Annotated in this window: 16 protein-coding genes; 8 read left to right on the forward strand and 8 right to left on the reverse strand. The window is 64.4% G+C overall.

Annotation, left to right across the window (positions count from 1 at the left end; translation table 11 throughout):
• Window positions 1-29: 29 nt before the first annotated feature.
• From F3J44_RS01260 to feaR, 3 genes are all read left to right on the forward strand, one after another.
• Window positions 30-1,526 (forward strand): APC family permease, encoded by a 1,497-nt coding sequence (locus tag F3J44_RS01260; protein WP_167270137.1) that lies wholly within the window; start codon window positions 30-32, stop codon window positions 1,524-1,526.
• Window positions 1,507-2,091: a DUF3156 family protein gene (locus F3J44_RS01265; protein ID WP_167270139.1), complete on the forward strand. Its 585-nt coding sequence runs from the start codon at window positions 1,507-1,509 to the stop codon at window positions 2,089-2,091. The genes F3J44_RS01260 and F3J44_RS01265 overlap by 20 nt, the downstream gene beginning before the upstream one ends.
• A 114-nt stretch (window positions 2,092-2,205) precedes the next feature.
• Window positions 2,206-3,147: a transcriptional regulator FeaR gene (gene feaR / locus F3J44_RS01270; protein ID WP_167062139.1), complete on the forward strand. Its 942-nt coding sequence runs from the start codon at window positions 2,206-2,208 to the stop codon at window positions 3,145-3,147.
• A 100-nt stretch (window positions 3,148-3,247) separates the two neighbouring features.
• On the opposite strand, the gene F3J44_RS01275 is transcribed toward feaR, so the two are convergent.
• Together F3J44_RS01275 and F3J44_RS01280 are read right to left on the reverse strand one after the other, a co-directional pair.
• Window positions 3,248-3,613, reverse strand: coding sequence for a cupin domain-containing protein (locus tag F3J44_RS01275; protein WP_167062136.1), 366 nt, complete (start codon window positions 3,611-3,613; stop codon window positions 3,248-3,250).
• A gap of 30 nt (window positions 3,614-3,643) precedes the next feature.
• A complete protein-coding gene (locus tag F3J44_RS01280; protein WP_167270141.1) occupies window positions 3,644-4,942 on the reverse strand; it encodes an FAD-binding oxidoreductase in 1,299 nt (432 codons plus the stop codon).
• Between the two features lie 245 nt (window positions 4,943-5,187).
• On the opposite strand from F3J44_RS01280, the gene hpaR reads away from it, so the two are divergent.
• A complete protein-coding gene (hpaR, locus tag F3J44_RS01285) occupies window positions 5,188-5,610 on the forward strand; it encodes a homoprotocatechuate degradation operon regulator HpaR (RefSeq protein WP_167062131.1) in 423 nt (140 codons plus the stop codon).
• Window positions 5,611-5,778: 168 nt separating this feature from the next.
• Here the strand turns inward: hpaR and F3J44_RS01290 are convergent, their stop codons facing one another.
• From F3J44_RS01290 to F3J44_RS01305, 4 genes are read right to left on the reverse strand one after another with little or no spacing between them, the layout of a single operon-like run.
• A complete protein-coding gene (locus F3J44_RS01290) occupies window positions 5,779-6,549 on the reverse strand; it encodes a MetQ/NlpA family ABC transporter substrate-binding protein (protein ID WP_167062128.1) in 771 nt (256 codons plus the stop codon).
• A gap of 20 nt (window positions 6,550-6,569) precedes the next feature.
• Window positions 6,570-7,235, reverse strand: a complete 666-nt coding sequence (locus F3J44_RS01295; RefSeq protein WP_167062125.1) for a methionine ABC transporter permease — start codon at window positions 7,233-7,235, stop codon at window positions 6,570-6,572.
• Window positions 7,232-8,602 (reverse strand): LLM class flavin-dependent oxidoreductase, encoded by a 1,371-nt coding sequence (locus tag F3J44_RS01300; RefSeq protein WP_167270143.1) that lies wholly within the window; start codon window positions 8,600-8,602, stop codon window positions 7,232-7,234. The genes F3J44_RS01295 and F3J44_RS01300 overlap by 4 nt, the downstream gene beginning before the upstream one ends.
• 9 nt (window positions 8,603-8,611) lie before the next feature.
• Window positions 8,612-9,835 carry an SfnB family sulfur acquisition oxidoreductase gene (locus F3J44_RS01305; protein ID WP_167270145.1) on the reverse strand — a complete coding sequence of 408 codons (1,224 nt, stop codon included), beginning with the start codon at window positions 9,833-9,835 and terminating at the stop codon, window positions 8,612-8,614.
• A gap of 270 nt (window positions 9,836-10,105) precedes the next feature.
• Between F3J44_RS01305 and F3J44_RS01310 the strand changes: the two genes are divergently transcribed.
• The 3 genes from F3J44_RS01310 to hemB all read left to right on the forward strand — a co-directional run bounded on the left by F3J44_RS01310 (window position 10,106) and on the right by hemB (window position 12,805).
• Window positions 10,106-10,537 carry a multidrug/biocide efflux PACE transporter gene (locus F3J44_RS01310; protein ID WP_167270147.1) on the forward strand — a complete coding sequence of 144 codons (432 nt, stop codon included), beginning with the start codon at window positions 10,106-10,108 and terminating at the stop codon, window positions 10,535-10,537.
• Between the two features lie 106 nt (window positions 10,538-10,643).
• The gene (locus F3J44_RS01315; protein ID WP_167270149.1) at window positions 10,644-11,537 is read left to right on the forward strand and encodes a PA4780 family RIO1-like protein kinase; all 894 of its coding nucleotides are present in this window, start codon (window positions 10,644-10,646) and stop codon (window positions 11,535-11,537) included.
• Window positions 11,538-11,830: 293 nt separating this feature from the next.
• Window positions 11,831-12,805, forward strand: a complete 975-nt coding sequence (gene hemB / locus F3J44_RS01320) for a porphobilinogen synthase (protein WP_167062109.1) — start codon at window positions 11,831-11,833, stop codon at window positions 12,803-12,805.
• A 41-nt stretch (window positions 12,806-12,846) separates the two neighbouring features.
• Here hemB and F3J44_RS01325 read toward each other — a convergent pair whose 3' ends face one another.
• Window positions 12,847-14,181: an MFS transporter gene (locus tag F3J44_RS01325; protein WP_167270151.1), complete on the reverse strand. Its 1,335-nt coding sequence runs from the start codon at window positions 14,179-14,181 to the stop codon at window positions 12,847-12,849.
• Between the two features lie 60 nt (window positions 14,182-14,241).
• Window positions 14,242-15,561 carry an FAD-binding oxidoreductase gene (locus tag F3J44_RS01330; RefSeq protein WP_167062101.1) on the reverse strand — a complete coding sequence of 440 codons (1,320 nt, stop codon included), beginning with the start codon at window positions 15,559-15,561 and terminating at the stop codon, window positions 14,242-14,244.
• Between the two features lie 211 nt (window positions 15,562-15,772).
• On the opposite strand from F3J44_RS01330, the gene proP reads away from it, so the two are divergent.
• A complete protein-coding gene (proP, locus tag F3J44_RS01335; RefSeq protein ID WP_167270153.1) occupies window positions 15,773-17,275 on the forward strand; it encodes a glycine betaine/L-proline transporter ProP in 1,503 nt (500 codons plus the stop codon).

Consider the following 17,275-nt stretch of genomic DNA (forward strand, 5'->3'; position numbering starts at 1 on the left):
ACGCCATAACAACAAGCCGGGGCATAACGATGTCACTCAACAACACGCTCACCGAGCACCTCAACCGGGGCACCGTCGGTTTCCCCACCGCACTGGCCAGCACCGTCGGGCTGATCATGGCCAGCCCGGTGATCCTCACCGCGACCATGGGCTTTGGGATCGGCGGCGGCGCCTTCGCCATCGCCATGGTCATCGCCGCACTGATGATGCTGGCGCAGTCCACCACCTTCGCCGAGGCAGCTTCCATCCTGCCGACTACCGGTTCGGTCTATGACTACATCAACTGCGGCCTGGGCCGCTTCTTCGCCATCACCGGCACGCTGTCGGCCTACCTGATCGTGCATGTGTTCGCCGGCACCGCCGAAACCATCCTGTCCGGGGTGATGGCGCTGGTGAATTTCGAGCACCTCAACACCTTGGCCGAATCGGCCGGTGGCTCGTGGTTGCTGGGGGTGTGCTTCGTGCTCGCCTTCGCGGTGCTCAATGCCTTTGGTGTCAGTGCCTTCAGCCGCGCGGAAGTGATTTTGACCTTCGGCATGTGGACCACCCTGATGGTGTTCGGCGTGCTGGGCCTGATCGCCGCACCTGCCGTCGAGCTGGAAGGGCCGTTCGGCGTTTCGCTGGTGGGCACCGACCTGATGACCATTCTTTCGCTGATCGGCATGGCCATGTTCATGTTCGTCGGCTGCGAGTTCGTCACCCCGCTGGCGCCGGAGCTGCGCCGCTCGGCCTGGGTGCTGCCCAGGGCCATGGCGCTGGGCCTGTTCGGCGTTGCCAGCTGCATGTTCATCTACGGCGCCGCGATGAAGCGCCAGGTGGAGAACGTGGTGCTCGATGCGGCCAGCGGCGTGCACCTGCTGGACACGCCCATGGCCATCCCGCGTTTCGCCGAGCAGGTGATGGGCGATATCGGCCCGGTGTGGCTGGGCGTCGGTTTTCTCTTCGCCGGCGCTGCCACCATCAACACGCTGATGGCCGGGGTGCCGCGCATTCTCTACGGCATGGCCGTGGACGGCGCGCTGCCCAAGGTGTTCGCCTATTTGCACCCGCGCTTCAAGACGCCGCTGCTGTGCATCCTGGTGGTGGCGCTGATCCCGTGCCTGCATGCCTGGTACCTGGGCGGCAACCCGGAGAACATCCTGCACCTGGTACTGGCCGCGGTGTGTGCCTGGAGCACCGCCTACCTGCTGGTGACCCTGTCGGTGGTGATCCTGCGCATTCGCCGCCCGGACCTGCCGCGTGCCTACCGCTCGCCGTTGTTCCCGCTGCCGCAGATTGTCTCCAGCACCGGCATCGTCATCGGCATGTCGTTCATCACACCCCCTGGGATGAACCCCGCGGACATCTACGTGCCATTTGCCATCATGCTCGGCGGCACGGCGGCCTACGCGCTGTTCTGGACCCTGTGCGTGCAGAAGGTCAACCCGTTCAAGCCGGCGCGGGTCGAGGACGTGCTGGCGAAGGAGTTCGCCGCCGAACCCGGCCATGTCGTGGAGCACACCCTGCATGATCAGACATTTGCGTGAGCACCTGCTGGCGCCCCGTGCGCCGGCAGGCTACCGACCTGGGGTCACCCTCGGGCACCTGTTGCGCAACCTGGGCTCGCTGCAGGTGCAGCAGCAGGGCTCGACCACCGCCGAGCTGCGCGACCCGGCCCAGGGTTGGTGCGCCGAGTTGCGCGAGTGCGTTCAGGCGCACCTGCTGATGCACGTGGTGACTTGCGAAGTCAGCCTGCGCGTTCCAGCCCTGCAACAGGGCGCAATGCGCCTGGAATTGCGCCATACCGGTGCGCTGCGGCGAACGGGCGTGACGGCGGTGTACCGCAGTGGCGACAAAGCCTGCTTCGCCCAGGTGCGCGAGCAGTTGCTGGCCGATGCGCCATTGCTGGCTGCGCTGATGCCGCTGGATTTCAAGCGCCTGACCCTGGAATGCAGCCATGGCCAGTGGCGCCTGGTGCTGGAGCACATGGGCGGCAGCGAGGTGGTCAACCGGATGCCCGCGTTTCGCCGCTACATTCAGGTCAGCCCGCCGCAACGCGGGCACCTGCTGGCCTGCCTGGCCCGGTTCAGCCATTTGCTGCCGCACCTCTGAGGCGGATTGGCACATCCCTTGCTGGTTGTTTTCGACAAATTGTTACAGTTGTGCCGTCATTGTTAACATGTTATCAATGTCGGCATAACAACAAATTCCGCGTCGAGGGCAGCCATGCATACCCAACAATCCGACCGTCAGGGCCTGGAACACTGGACCCTGGCCATGCAGCAGATCTGCGGCCGCTTCGAAACCGCGCTGGCGTCCACCCCTTCGTTGTTCATTGGCGAGGTATCGGCCAGTTCCCGCGCCGGGCTGCCGGTGGCCAACCTGCGCACCAACGCCGGCACCATCCGCCGCCTGGGCGAAAACCCCGCACTCGATGACGACCAGCATTGCTTCCTGGTCAGCCAGCGCAGCGGCCATTCAAGCGTGATGCAAGGCGGCACGCGCATCAGCCTGGCACCGGGCGAACTGCTGCTGATGGACTCGGTGGGCCCGTGCGAGATCAACCCCAATGGCCTGATCGAGCACGTGTCACTGGCGCTGCCGCGCAGCCAGGTGCGCCGGCACATGGCCGGTGACGGCGTGATGTTCGGCAAGATTTCCTCCACCAACGCCTGCGGGCGCATGCTGCACATGCTGATGGACCAACTGTGCAAGGAGGGCAGCAGTGGCGAGGACGGCGCCCAGGGCGAGGCGCTGCAGAGCGCGTTCATTGCCCTGCTTGAACCTGGGCTTGAGCGCGGTGCTGGCGGCCCTTGCAGTTTCGCAAGCCTCAGTGGGGCGAACCTGCGGGGTTATGTGCAGCAGGTGATCGACGAGTCGCTGTCACAACCTGGTTTGACGCCGGCCCACCTGGCCGGGCGCCTGAACATATCCGTGCGCCACCTGTACCGCCTGTTCGAAGAGGAGGGCGACAGCGTATGCCGCTACATTCAGCGGGCACGCCTCAAGCGCAGCGCCGACGACTTGGCCAACCCGTTCTACCGCGGCGAGTCGATCACCTCGATCGCCTACAAGTGGGGCTTCACCGATTCGGCGCATTTCAGCCGCTCGTTCAAGAAGCAGTTCGAACAATCGCCCAAGGACTACCGCGCCCAGGCCATGGCCTGAAGGCGTTGCATTGCTATCGCGAGCTTTGCTCGCTCCTACGGGATCTGCTTGGCCCTGGTAGGAGCGAGCGCAGCTCGCGATGCGGGGGTTGCGGCGCGCTTCAGGCCACCGCCAGGTAATGCTTGACGAACGATTCGCTCAACACTTCCCACAGCACCGGTGTGCCCTTGCTGGCGAACCAGGCATCCCCGGCCCGGTAGCGGGTCACCTGGCCGGTGGATTCGTCGGTCAGCTGGATCTCGCCGGTCACGATCACCGCCTGCTCGTCGAAGGGGTACACCATGCGGAACTTGCCCCGCGTGGTGCCGAAATAGGCGCTGCTGACCGGATCGGTCGGTGCCCCATAGGTCATCTTGCCGAAGGCCCTTACATCGCCTTCGAGTATTTCCGAGCCCAGGTCGGCAACGCTGCCCCAGTCGTCGAGTTCGGACAGTTGCACACCTTGCTTGGCGGCGGTCAGGGTCATGGCAGTTCTCCAGTGAATGAACGGTACGGCTCAGCGGCGGCCGTTGAAAAAGCCCGATAGCTGGTGCACGGTCTTGCCGGCCGTGAGCAGCAGTGGGCGGAAATGGTCCTTGCCGAAAATGCGCGCATGCTTGACCGAGCGCAGCAGCTGGTAACGTGCCGAACCTTCAAGCATGCCCTCGGCGAGGACCTTGCAAATGATATGGCTGGGCGTGACGCCAAAGCCTGAATAACCCTGCACATAGAACGCGTTGGGCCGGCCGCTCAAGGTGCCGATCTGCGGGAACAGGTTGGCGCTGGTGGCCATCGGCCCGCCCCAGGCCAGGTCGATGCGCACGTTCTTCAGGTACGGGAATATCTTCAGCATCAGCGCCCGGTTCCAGGCCTTGAGGTCCATCGGAATGCGTTCGATGAACGGCGTGGCGGCGCCGAACAGCAGGCGGTTTTCGCGGGTGACGCGGAAGTAGTCGATCACCGGGCGGATGTCGCTGTAGGCGCCCCGAATCGGGCTGATACGCTGGATCAGCTCGTCCGGCAGTGGCTCGGTCATCATCTGGAAGGCGTAGGTGTTGATGGTGCGCGCGTGCAGCTCCGGTTCCAGTTTGTTGAGGAAGCTGTCACAGGCCCACAGCAGCTTGCTGGCGCGTACCGAACCGCGCCCGGTGCGCACGATGATGCGCTCGCCGTAGGTCACCTGCAGCGCCGGGCTGTGTTCGAAAATCCGTGCGCCGTGGCCAACCAGCGCCTGGGCCTCGCCCAGCAGCAGGTTCAGCGAATGCACGTGGCCGCCGCCCATGTGCAGCAGGGCGCTGCCATAGGCGTCGCTGCCGATGATCTGCTTTACCTCCGAGCCCCCCAGGAAGCGGATTTCGTCCCGTGGGTTGATCGCTTTGAAGTCTTTTTCCCACTGGCGCAGCGTGCGCGCCTGGCGTTCGTTGAAGCCCAGGTAGCCGTAGCCGTGGCAGAAGTCGGCATCGATGGCGTAGCGGTCGATGCGCGCCTTGATGATGCCGGCGCCCAGCTCGCTGATTTCGAAGATCTGCTTCAGGCCCTGCTCGCCAACGCTGCTGCGGATCTTTTCCAGGTCGTGGCCGATGCCGGCCATGATCTGCCCGCCGTTGCGCCCGGTGCCGCCGTAACCCAGGTGGCGGGCTTCGAGCACCACCGTGTTGGTGACGCCTTGTTCAGCCAGCTCCAGCGCGGTGTTGATACCCGAGAAGCCGCCGCCGATCACCACCACATCGGCCTCGATATCGTGGTCCAGTGTGGGGAAGCTGAGGTTGTACTTTCGGGTCGCGGTGTAGTACGTCGGGGACTCGGTGCTGATCATGACGCCGCCTGCTGGGTTGAACGTGTGGTAGGGCCAGTGCCGGCGCGCTCACAGGTGCTGCCATTAAGCACCGCTCGCGGGCCAGATGTCTTGTTTGAGAGTGCCACGGTGTTTGCCCAGGCTGCCAGAGGGGCGGCTTGAGGGCTGCGGGAAACCGCTGGTATTTTCCATGGCGCGGCGAGGCGGTTGTGGTCCGTGGCCAATGCCCCTACGCTTGGCCATTGGAAAAACAGCAAAGGCTACCCATGACCAACACACCCCCTTCGTTGACGCTGAGCCTGTTGCAGGCCCGTGAGGCGGCAATGGCATTTTTCAGGCCTTTGCTCAACGAACACGACCTCACCGAGCAGCAATGGCGGGTGATCCGCATTCTGCACCAGCAAGGTGAGTTGGAAAGCCATCAACTGGCGAGCCTGGCGTGCATCCTCAAGCCCAGCATGACCGGCGTGCTCAGCCGCCTGGAGCGTGACGGGCTGGTCTGCAAGCGCAAGGCCGCCGAAGACCAGCGCCGGGTGTTCGTCAACCTGACCGACGCCGGCCAGGCCTGTTTCGCCTCGATGCGCGATGGCATGGAGGCTAACTACCAGAAGATCCAGGCCCAGTACGGCGAGGAAAAACTGCAGCAACTGATGAGCCTGTTGAACGAACTCAAACGTATTGCTCCCTAGCCTCACCCATCTCCAGGCCAACACCGCCCTGGTAGGAGCGAGCGCAGCTCGCGATGGGGCGCGCAGCGGCCCCAGGGTTTCAGCTTCGCAGCTCATGACGCCGGGGCTGCTTTGCAGCCCATCGCGAGCTGCGCTCGCTCCTACCAAGATGGCGGGCGGTTGCGGGGCTTAGAACCCTGGGGCGATCTGGCCTTTGTAGCGGGTCAGGATGAAATTGCGCACCTCGGGTGAATTGAGCGCCTTGGCCAGTTTCTGGATGCCAGGGTCCTGCAGGTTATCCGGGCGAGCTACCAGGTACTCCACGTACAGGTCCTTGCCTTTCTCCACGATCAGCGCGCTGTTGGTGTCGATTCCGGCTTCAAGGGCATAGTTGGCGAAGACGAACGCCAGGTCCACCTGGTTCACCGAGCGCGCCAGCATGGCGCCTTCCAGTTCACGGATTTTCAGGTGCCGGGGGTTTTCGCTGATGTCGCGCGTGGTGGACTGCGGGTTGGACGGGTCCTTGAGCGTGATCAGCCCGGCCTCGGCCAGCAGCACCAAGGCCCGCCCCGTGTTCACCGGGTCGTTGGGGATGGCCACGCTGGCGCCGTCGGGTAGCTCCGCCAGGGTCTTGTACTTGGCCGAGTAGGCACCGAAGGGTTCGATATGCACGCCCACCACCGGCACCAGGTCGGTGTGCCGGGTTTTGTTGAAGTCGTTGAGGAACGGCCGGTACTGGTAGTAATTGGCATCCAGGTTTTTCTGCGCCAGTTGCAGGTTGGGTTGGATGAAGTCGTTGAACACCTTGATGTCCAGGTCGACGCCTTGCTTGGCCAGCGCCGGTTTGACGAACTCAAGGATTTCAGCGTGCGGCACGGGCGTGGCGCCGACCACCAGGTGTTCGCCGGCGTGAGCGTTGAAGGCGATGAACGCGGCAAGGGCTGCGAGGGTCTTTTTCATGGGGATTCCTTGGGGAAAATTCAGCGTCGGGTGTAATGCTTGACCAGGCGATCGCCGGTCATCTGCAGGGCCTGCACCAGCACGATCAACAGCAGCACGGTGACCACCATCACATCGGTCTGGAAGCGCTGGTAGCCGAAGCGGATTGCCAGGTCGCCCAGGCCTCCGCCACCGATCACGCCGGCCATGGCGGTGTAGTCGACCAGTACGATGGCGGTGACCGTGACCGCGGCAATCAGCCCGGTGCGGGCCTCGGGCAACAAGGTGTGGCGAATGATTTGCGGGATGCTGCCGCCCATGGCCTGGCAGGCCTCGACCAGGCCGCGGTCGACTTCGCGCAGGGCGGTTTCCACCAGGCGGGCGAAGAACGGCGTGCAGCCGATCACCAGCGGCGGGATCGTGCCCTTGACCCCCAGGGAGGTGCCGGCAAGCAGGGTGGTCAACGGAATCAGAACGATCAGCAGGATGATGAACGGCAACGAGCGCAGCACGTTCACCACCACCGACAGGCAGCGGTACAACGGCCCGTTGGCCAGCAACTGGCGTTGCCCGGTCAGGTACAGCAGCACGCCCAGGGGCAGGCCAAGCAGCACCGTGAAGCCCAGGGCCACGCTGAGCATGCTCAGGGTGTCGAGGCAGGCCTGGGCGATTTCCGCCCAGTCGACATTGGCCAGCAGTTCGTTCATCGCCGTGCCTCCTGGCGCAGCACCGCCGCCGGGTGCGGCAGGCCCAGGCGATCGCCGCAGCCAAACAGCTTGTTGCGCAACGTGCCGGGGCTGTAGGCGCGCTTGAAGGCGCCCCGGGCCTGCAGTTCGGGAACCAGCAAGTCGACCACGGCCTCGAAGGTTTCCGGGGCCACCACGCAGGCCAGGTTGAAGCCGTCCACGCCGGTGTCCTCGACCCACTCCAGCAACTGGTCGGCCACGGTTTGCGCCGAGCCCACCAGCACCGGGCCATCGCCGCCGATGGCGCAGTAATCGGCGATCTCTGCCGTGGTCCAGGTGCGGGTTGGGTCGGCGCGGGTGAAGGCCTCGACAGCGGACTGGATGGCTTCGCTGGGCACCTCGCGCAGCACCTGGCCGGGGGCGTATTCGGCAAAGTCGATGCCGGTCCAGCCTGACATCAGCGCCAGGGCGCCGCTGCGGCTGGCGTACTGGCGGTATTCTTCGAGCAGGGCCAGGGCCTGCTGGTCGGTAGCTGCGACGATCACCGTGAGCTGTTCGAGCACCTGCACGTCGTCCGCTGCACGGCCTGCTGCCTGCACCGCTGCGCGCAATTCGGCCACCTGCTTGCGCAGCACGGCCTTGCTCGGCGCCGCAACGAACACGCATTCGGCGTTGGCCGCGGCGAAGGCCCGCCCGCGGCTGGAGGCGCCAGCCTGGTAAATGACTGGCGAGCGTTGCGGCGACGGCTCGCACAGGTGAAAACCTGGCACCTTGAACCAAGGCCCTTGGTGGTCGATGCCATGCACCTTGGCGGGGTCTGCGTACATCCCAGACGTGCGGTCGGCTTGCACCGCATCATCCTCCCAGCTGGTTTCCCAGAGCTTGTAGCAAACCTGCAGGTATTCCTCGGCCAGGGCATAGCGCTGGTCGTGGCCCAGGGGCGCCTGGCCCAGGTTGCGTGCGCCGCTGGCCAGGTAGGAGGTGACGATGTTCCAGCCGGCACGGCCCTGGGTCAGGTGATCGAGGGTGCTCATGCGCCGGGCGAAGGGGTAGGGGTGTTCGAACGACACCGAGGCGGTCACCCCAAAGCCCAGGTGTTGGGTGGCCGCTGCCATTGCCGGCACCAGTTGCAGCGGGTCGTTGACCGGCACCTGCGCCGCCTGGCTCAACGCCGTGTCGGCACTGGCACCATACACGTCGTAGACACCCAGCACGTCGGCGATGAACAGGCCATCGAAGCAGCCACGTTCCAGGGTCTTGGCCAGCGCCACCCAGTAATGGATGTCGGTGTAGCGCGTGGCCTGGTCGCGGGGGTGGCGCCACAGGCCCGGGGAAAGATGCCCGACCGTGTTCATGGCGAAGGCATTGAGGCGAATCTGCTTGGTCATGGCGTGCCCTCAGTTCCAGTCGTGGCGCGCCGGCCTGACGCCGTTCAGTGCCCAGTTGCCGACCAGGTGGTACTTCCAGCGCACCGGGTCGTGCAGGGTGTGGACCCGGGCGTTGCGCCAGTGGCGGTCGAAGTTGTGGCGGGTCAGCGACGAGCGTGTGCCGCCCAGTTCGAACAGGCGGTTGCTGGCGTCGATCGCCACCTCGGTGGTGAGCACCTTGGCCTTGGCCACGGCGACCGAGGCCAGCGCCACGTTGTCCTCGTCCGGCGCAGGCTTGGCCGCGTCCAGTGCGCGGCCGGCGCGTTCGAGCAGGGCTTCGGCGGCCTCCTGGCGGATTTCCAGGTTACCGACCTGAATGATGGTCAGAGGGTCTTCGCTGGCGTGCTCGACCTTGGCGTCGATCCACGGGCGGGCCTGCTCGCGCACGAAGGCGATGGTGTCGTTCAGCGCTGCGCGGCCGATGCCTGCGTCGATGGCGGCGGTGGTCAGTTGGGCGAAGGGGCCGGCCAGGGTCGGGTTTTCGTAGGAGCGGTAGCTGGGGAACAGGTTGAAGGCCGGCACCCGCAGGCCGTCGAGCAGCACGCTGCCGCTGGCGGTGGTGCGCTGGCCCATGCTGCTCCAGTCATCGACGATCACCAAACCCGGCGTGCCACGCTCGACGAACGCCAGTTGCGCACGGTCCTGCTCATCCAGGGCCAGCACGCCGATCCAATGGGCATACAACGAGCCGGTGCAATAGCCCTTGCGCCCGTCGATGCGGTAGCCGTCGCCTTCGCTGGCCAGCCGGGTGCTGATGTGTTGTACGGTCTTGCCGCCGGTTTCCGACAGGGCATTGGCGAAGCGGTGGCCCTTGAGCACCAGGTCGAAGAAGTAGCGCTGTTGTTCGGGCGTGCCTTGCAGGCGGATGTCTTCGAGCAGGCAGTAGTGGTTCTGCGGAATCTGCCCAAGCGAGGGGTCGGCAGCAGAGACGATGGCAATGACGTGCGCTAGGGTTGCGAACGACACTTCGGCGCCGCCATAGGCGCGGGGCACGGTGATGCCCCACAGGCCACTGTTGGAAAAAGCATCGACGATATCGGCCGGCACCTCGCGGTTTCGGTCACGTTCGGCGGCACCCTCGCGCAGCCGTTCGGCAACCTGGTGGGCGATGCGGATGGCCTCGGCGTCGTCATGGATGATACGCGCCGCTGGGCGGCGGATATCGTAGTGGGCGGAAACGGTCGGGGTGGGCATGGGGCTGCTCGCGTGACATGGGATAGCTTCACGTTGCAGCCGCTGTGCCAACCTTTTACATCAATGAATTCAGTGGTTTACCTAGGGGTACTGTTGCTGGCGGTACAGTTTTCCGGGGCATGCTGTTGATTGGCTGTGCCGTTTGCAACAGTGGTTGAAGCGCGGCTCTCGCGTTCTGCTATTGATAAAACCGATGGCACCTATGTCGCAGGCATCAATTCCATCAAACAAAATGTGACCCATCCCGCAATCACAACGATGGAACCTGCCATGAACAAACCGTCTTTCAGCGAACGCCTGGTCCACGCCGTGGGCTACGAACTTTTCGCCGTCCTGCTGTGCGCACCCCTGCTGTCGTGGATCATGGGCAAGTCACTGGCCACAGCCGGCGCCCTGGCGGTCACGTTGTCGGTGATCGCGATGCTCTGGAACATGGTCTACAACGCCGTGGTCGACCGCCTGGTGGCGACCCCGCGCATTCAGTGGAAGGCCTTGGCCCGTGTCGCCCATGGCCTGGGCTTCGAAGCGGGGCTGGTGGTCTGGTGCCTGCCGGTGGCCGCCTGGATGCTGGAGATCTCGCTGTTGCAGGCGTTCATGGTCGAACTTGGGTTCTTCGTGATCATTCTGCCCTACACCGTGCTGTACAACTGGGCGTTCGACAAGGCCCGGCATCTGCTGCTGCAACGCCGCGCCGTGGCCTGAATGCCTGGGTATCTCGGCACACTCGGCTGACGACAAACACTCACGTCCACGCCCCGGCCTGTGAGAGGATGTCGGCCAACCTAGCCAGGACCCCGAACGCAGCCTGATGAAGACACCAAAAAGAATCGAACCACTGATCGAAGACGGCCTGGTCGATGAAGTATTGCGCCCGCTGATGAGCGGCAAGGAAGCGGCCGTCTACGTGGTGCGCTGCGGTGCCCAGGTACGCTGCGCCAAGGTTTACAAGGAAGCCAACAAGCGCAGCTTCCGCCAGGCCGCCGAGTACCAGGAGGGCCGCAAGGTGCGCAACAGCCGCCAGGCCCGGGCCATGGCCAAGGGCAGCAAGTATGGCCGCAAGGAAGCCGAGGACGCCTGGCAAAATGCCGAGGTAGCCGCGCTGTTCCGCCTGGCCGGTGCCGGCGTGCGGGTGCCCAAGCCGTTCGATTTCCAGGACGGCGTGCTGCTGATGGAGCTTGTCACCGACGCCGACGGCGATGCCGCCCCGCGGCTGAACGATGTTTCCCTGGAAGCCGAAGAGGCGCGTGAATACCACGCTTTCGTTATCCGCCAGATCGTGCTGATGCTGTGTGCTGGCCTGGTGCATGGCGACCTGTCGGAATTCAACGTGCTGCTCGGCCCCGACGGCCCGGTGATCATCGACCTGCCCCAGGCGGTGGATGCGGCAGGCAACAACCATGCGTTCAGCATGCTGCAGCGGGACGTGGCGAACATGGCCCACTACTTCGGGCGTTTCGCCCCGGAGCTCAAGGCCACCCGCTATGCCGACGAAATGTGGGCCTTGTATGAGGCCGGCGAACTGCGCCCGGACAGCCCGCTGACTGGCCAATTCGAAGACGATGACCAGGCCGCCGACGTGGCCGGGGTGATGCGCGAGATCGACGCCACCCTGCGCGACGAGGCACGCCGCCGTGCCGCCCGGGAAGAGGCCGAGCAGGGGCCGGCCAAGGCCGAGGAGCCTACACCGCCCTGGATGCAGTGAGCGAGGCGCACCTTGCCTGTAGGAGCGAGCGTAGCTCGCGATGGGGCGCGCAGCGGCCCCAGGGCTTCAGCTTCGCGACTCGTCACGCCGGGGCTGCGCTGCAGCCCATCGCGAGCTGCGCTCGCTCCTACAACAGGTGCAGCGTTTGTGCCTGCATTAGTTGCTGCTCATCCTCTGCACAGGCAAAAAAGGGCTGTTGCCTTTGACGCAAGACATTATCTCGTCATCTGGCCTTTTCACTGGCGCGCGACAGGCATAAGGTATACGCCGTTCAAAAATGCCCTGGAGCTGTCATGTCCAACCTGTTTCCTTCCGTTCGCCCGCGCCGCCTGCGCCAGAACGAATCCCTGCGCACGATCTTCCAGGAAACCGAGTTCCGCCTCGAAGACCTGATCCTGCCGATCTTCGTCGAAGAAGGTATCGACGACTTCGTGCCGATCACCAGCATGCCAGGCGTCAACCGCATTCCGGAAAAACGGCTGGCCCAGGAAATCGAGCGCTACGCCCGCGCGGGCATCAAGTCGGTGATGACCTTCGGCGTGTCGCATAACCTGGACGCCACCGGCAGCGACACCTGGAACGAAAACGGCCTGGTCGCGCGCATGTCGCGCATCTGCAAGGACACCGTGCCGGAAATGGTGGTGATGTCCGACACCTGCTTCTGCGAGTACACCAGCCACGGCCACTGCGGCGTGCTGCACGACCACGGCGTGGACAACGACGCCACCCTGGCCAACCTGGGCAAGCAGGCGGTGATCGCGGCTGCCGCTGGCGCCGACTTCATCGCCCCGTCGGCGGCGATGGACGGCCAGGTCCAGGCCATTCGCAGTGCACTGGATGGCGCAGGTTTCCATGACACCGCGATCATGGCCTATTCCACCAAGTTCGCCTCGGCGCTGTATGGGCCGTTCCGCGAAGCGGGGGGGACGGCGCTCAAGGGCGACCGCAAGAGCTACCAGATGAACCCGATGAACCGCCGCGAAGCGGTGCGTGAATCGCTGCTCGACGAGCAGGAAGGTGCCGATGTGCTGATGGTCAAGCCGGCCGGTGCCTACCTTGACGTGATCGCCGACATCCGCAACGCCTCGCGCCTGCCACTGGCGGCCTACCAGGTGAGCGGCGAGTACGCGATGATCAAGTTCGGCGGGCTGGCCGGGGCCATCGACGAAGGGCGAGTGGTGCGCGAGAGCCTGGGGGCGATCAAGCGTGCGGGTGCTGACTTGATCCTGACCTATTTCGCCATGGACCTGGCGCGCGACGGGATCTGATTGGCGATGCGCCGCTTGCGCGGCGCATCGCCAGCGGCGTATTACAACGCCGCTGCTTCCTGCAGGCTCATCGACCGGGTTTCCGGTGCCAGCAGCAGCGACACCGCCAGCCCCAGCATGGTGATGGCGGTGGCCGCGAACATCGTGTTGGCGATGCCGAATTGCTCCAGCGAGATCGGCACCAGCCAGGTGCCAATGGCTGAACTGAACGCTGCCAACGACGCCCCCATGCCCACCGCAAACGCGCGGATCTCGGTAGGGAACAGCTCGTTCGGGTAGACGAACTCCAGCACCTGGGCGCCGCCGATGAACAGCGCATAGGCGCCGAACAGCGACAGCACCACCCAGCCCTGGGCATCGGGGAACAGCCCCAGGCCCAGCAGTGCCAACCCCGACCACAGGAAACTGTGGATGATGATGGTACGCCGGCCCAGGTAGTTGATCAGCCAGGTTGCCACGCAGCAGCCAATCACCAAGATCAGGGTAATGCCTATCGAGCCGTAGGCGGCCAGGTTGCCGGTCAGCTTCAGTGCCTGGAACAGCTTGGGCACGAAGGCGTACACGGCAAACAGCGGAATCACCGCGCAGGCCCAGAACATCACCACGAAGAAAATACGCTTTCCATACCCCGCCCGCAGTGCGTCGAGGAACGACATCGCCGCCCCTGCTGCGCCGTCATCGCTGATGTTGCGCAGCGAGAACGTGTTGCCGTAGACCTGGCGGATCACCTGCTCGGCTTCCTCGCGCCGGCCCTTGCTCAACAGCCAGCGCGGTGACTCCGGGGTGCCCAGGCGCGCCAGCAACAGCAAGCCGGCGATCAGGGCCGGGCTGGCCATGACCACGCGCCATTGCTCGGGGCCTGCGTCTGCGAGCATGAAGTTGCCCGCGATGTAGGCCAGCGCGGCACCGACGAACCACAGCACCGTCAGCAGCGACAGCCGCGAGCCGCGGGACTTCTGTGGAAGAAACTCAGTGAGCAGCGAGCCTGCAGCGGTGTACTCGATGCCCACGGCCAGGCCGCAGCACAGGCGCAGCACCGACAGCAGTAGCGGGTCTTGAACCACCAGCATGCCCAAGGACGACAGCAGGACCATCGCCGGGGCCACGAAGAACAGCTTCTGGCGGCCCAGGCGGTCGGTCAGCCAGCCGCCGAAGAAGCCACCGGCGAACACGCCGAGCAAGGCCATGGCGGCAATCATGCCTTGCCAGAAGCCGCCCAGCTGCAGCGCAGCGGCCATGGGCAAGGTGGCGACGCCGATGATGCTGAGGATATAGCCAACCATCACCCAGCCAAGGCCGGTGCGCAGGGTGAGCAGTTGATGGAAGCGGTTGATTTCAACGTCGTCGATCATGACGGGTTGGGCAGTGGAACGCATGATTCTCTCTTGAACGGTGGGGGCAATGCAGGCAGAGGCGGGCACACAGGCCCGCCAGGGTCAAACTTCCAGGCCGGCGCGGAACTGGCCCCACTTGAGCACCGAGTTCACGCCAATCGACAGGAACGGCTGTGGCGGGGTCTTGTTCGGGCCAGGGGACGACAGCAGGAAGTCGATGTGTTCGTTGCGCTCGCCGGCCAGCCAGTCGGCCAGCAGCTTGCCGGTGGCGGTGCCACGGGTGATGCCCAGGCCATTGCAGCACAGCGCGCCGTACACGTTCGGCGCCAGTTGGCCGAAGAAGCCTTCGTGGTTTTCCGACAGGCAGATGGCGCCGCTCCAGGAGTATTCGAACTCGACGTTGCCGAGCATCGGGAAGCGCCGCTCGAACGACTTGCGGTGGGTGGGCAAATGGCTTTGCAGGGCGTTGGCCCGTGGACGGCCGTCGGGGTAGAAGTTGAAGCTGTTGCGAATCAGGATGCGGTTGTCGACGGTGCGGCGCACGGTGCTGCCGAACGGGTGCGCAGGAATCACGCCCCACACCGGCTGGCCACCCAGGCGGGCCTGTTCTTCGTCGGTCAGCGGGCGGCTGAGGCTGGCATACAGGAAGGTGGGCAGCAGGCGGCCCTTGAGGAAGCCGAAGGCCGAGGCGAAGCCATTGTTGGCCAGAATCAGCTTGTCGGTGACGATGGTGCCGCGGTCGTGTACCAGGGTGATCTTCTCGCCCTGGTCGATCGAGGTGATCGGCGTGTGCTCGTACAGGGTGACATTGGCCGGCAGGTGCTCGGCCAGGCCCTTGACCAGTGCCGAGGGCTGCAGCAGCAGGGTGCCGGGGATGTGCAGGGCCTTCTTGTAGTACGACGTGCCGATGTGCGCCGGCAGGTCCTGCTCGTCGATCAGGGTGGAGCTGCAGCCGATCTTCTCCAGGCCGCTGCGGTAGGCTTCGAGAATGGCGATGCCCTTGGCACCGACGGCGGCCTGGTATTTGCCCGAGTCCGACATCTGGCAGTCGATGCCGTTGCGCTCGACGATACCGCGCAGGTAGTCCTGGCCGAGGGTGTTCAGGCGCAGGATCTTGGTGGCGGTGGTGACGTCGCCGATGTAGTCCTTGGCGCCGATGTCGTGGGGCACGTCAATGGCGAAACCGGCATTGCGCCCAGCCGAGCCAAAGCCGACTTCCTGGGCCTCGACCAGCACGATTTCTTCATCAGGGAAGTTCAGCGCCATCTGCCGTGCGGCGGCCAAGCCGGTCAGGCCTGCGCCAACGATGGTCCAGCGCGCTTCCTTGCGGCCCGAATGGCCTGGGCGCGGCGTGCGCTTGGGGCTGGTGTGGTACCAACCAGGACGGGCGTCATCGCCAGGCAACGAAGTTACTTTTTGCATTTATTTACTCCGGTTTACGATCAGGCTCGCTTGCATGTCGCGGTGGCTCAGCGGCCCTCGGGTGCGACACTTTGTCATTGTCTAACGCCGTTATACAAATTGTCTACTATTCCTTGTGCGGGCCGACGTACAGAAAAATCGTTAAGCGCTGAATTATTTAGCGTGCCGTTGTATCTGATCCCATAGAGCCATCAGTTACAGGGACAAGGGCATGAAACCTCGCAAGAAAAGCGTCAAGCCAATCGGCTTGAAAGACATCACCATCGTCGACGACGCCAAGATGAAGAAGGCGATTACCGCGGCGGCGCTGGGCAATGCCATGGAATGGTTCGACTTCGGCGTCTACGGCTTCGTCGCCTATGCCCTAGGCAAGGTGTTCTTCCCCAACGCCGACCCCAGCGTGCAGATGATCGCGGCGCTGGCGACCTTCTCGGTGCCGTTCTTGATCCGCCCGCTGGGCGGGCTGTTCTTCGGTGCCTTGGGTGACCGCTTCGGCCGCCAGAAAATCCTGGCGGCAACCATCGTGATCATGTCGCTGAGCACCTTCGCCATCGGCCTGATACCGTCCTACGCCTCGATCGGCATCTGGGCGCCGATCCTGCTGTTGCTGGCGAAAATGGCCCAGGGCTTCTCGGTGGGCGGGGAGTACACCGGTGCTTCGATTTTCGTTGCCGAATACGCCCCGGACCGCAAGCGCGGCTTTCTCGGCAGCTGGCTGGACTTCGGCTCGATAGCAGGCTTCGTGCTGGGTGCCGGCGTGGTGGTGCTGATTTCCACCCTGCTCGGCGAGGAAAAATTCCTTGAGTGGGGCTGGCGCCTGCCGTTCTTCCTGGCCTTGCCGCTGGGCATCATCGGCCTGTACCTGCGCCATGCGCTGGAGGAAACCCCGGCGTTCCAGCAGCATGTGGACAAGCTGGAGCAGGGCGACCGCGAAGGCTTGGCGTCAGGCCCCAAGGTGTCGTTCAAGGAGGTGGCCACCCAGCACTGGCGCAGCCTGGTGACCTGCATTGGCGTGGTGATCGCCACCAATGTCACCTACTACATGCTGCTCACCTACATGCCCAGCTACCTGTCGCACAACCTGCACTACAGCGAAGACCATGGCGTGCTGATCATCATCGCGATCATGGTCGGCATGCTTTTCGTGCAGCCGATCATCGGCCTGTTGAGCGATAAATATGGCCGCCGGCCGTTCATCGTGGTGGGCAGCATCGGCTTGTTCGCCCTGGCCATTCCGGCGTTCATGCTGATCAACAGCGGTGCGCTGGGGCTGATTTTCTCTGGCTTGCTGATCATTGCCGTGCTGCTGAACTTCTTCATCGGCGTGATGGCCTCGACCCTGCCGGCGATGTTCCCCACCCACATTCGCTACAGCGCCCTGGCCAGTGCGTTCAACATCTCGGTGCTGATCGCAGGGCTTACCCCAACCCTGGCCGCCTGGCTGGTGGAGAGCAGCGGCAACCTGTACATGCCGGCCTACTACCTGATGGTGATTGCCGCCATCGGCCTGGTCACCGGGCTGACCATGAAGGAAACCGCCAACAAGCCCCTGCGCGGCGCCGCGCCAGCGGCTTCGGACATCGAAGAGGCGCGTGAGCTGCTGCAGGAACACCACGACAACATCGAGCAGAAGATCGAGGACATCGATGCGCAGATCGCCGAGCTTGAGGCCAAGCGCAAGCTGCTGGTGCAGCAGCACCCGCGCATCGAGTGA

Source organism: Pantoea sp. Tr-811 (assembly GCF_011752535.1).
Classification (GTDB): Bacteria; Pseudomonadota; Gammaproteobacteria; order Pseudomonadales; family Pseudomonadaceae; genus Aquipseudomonas.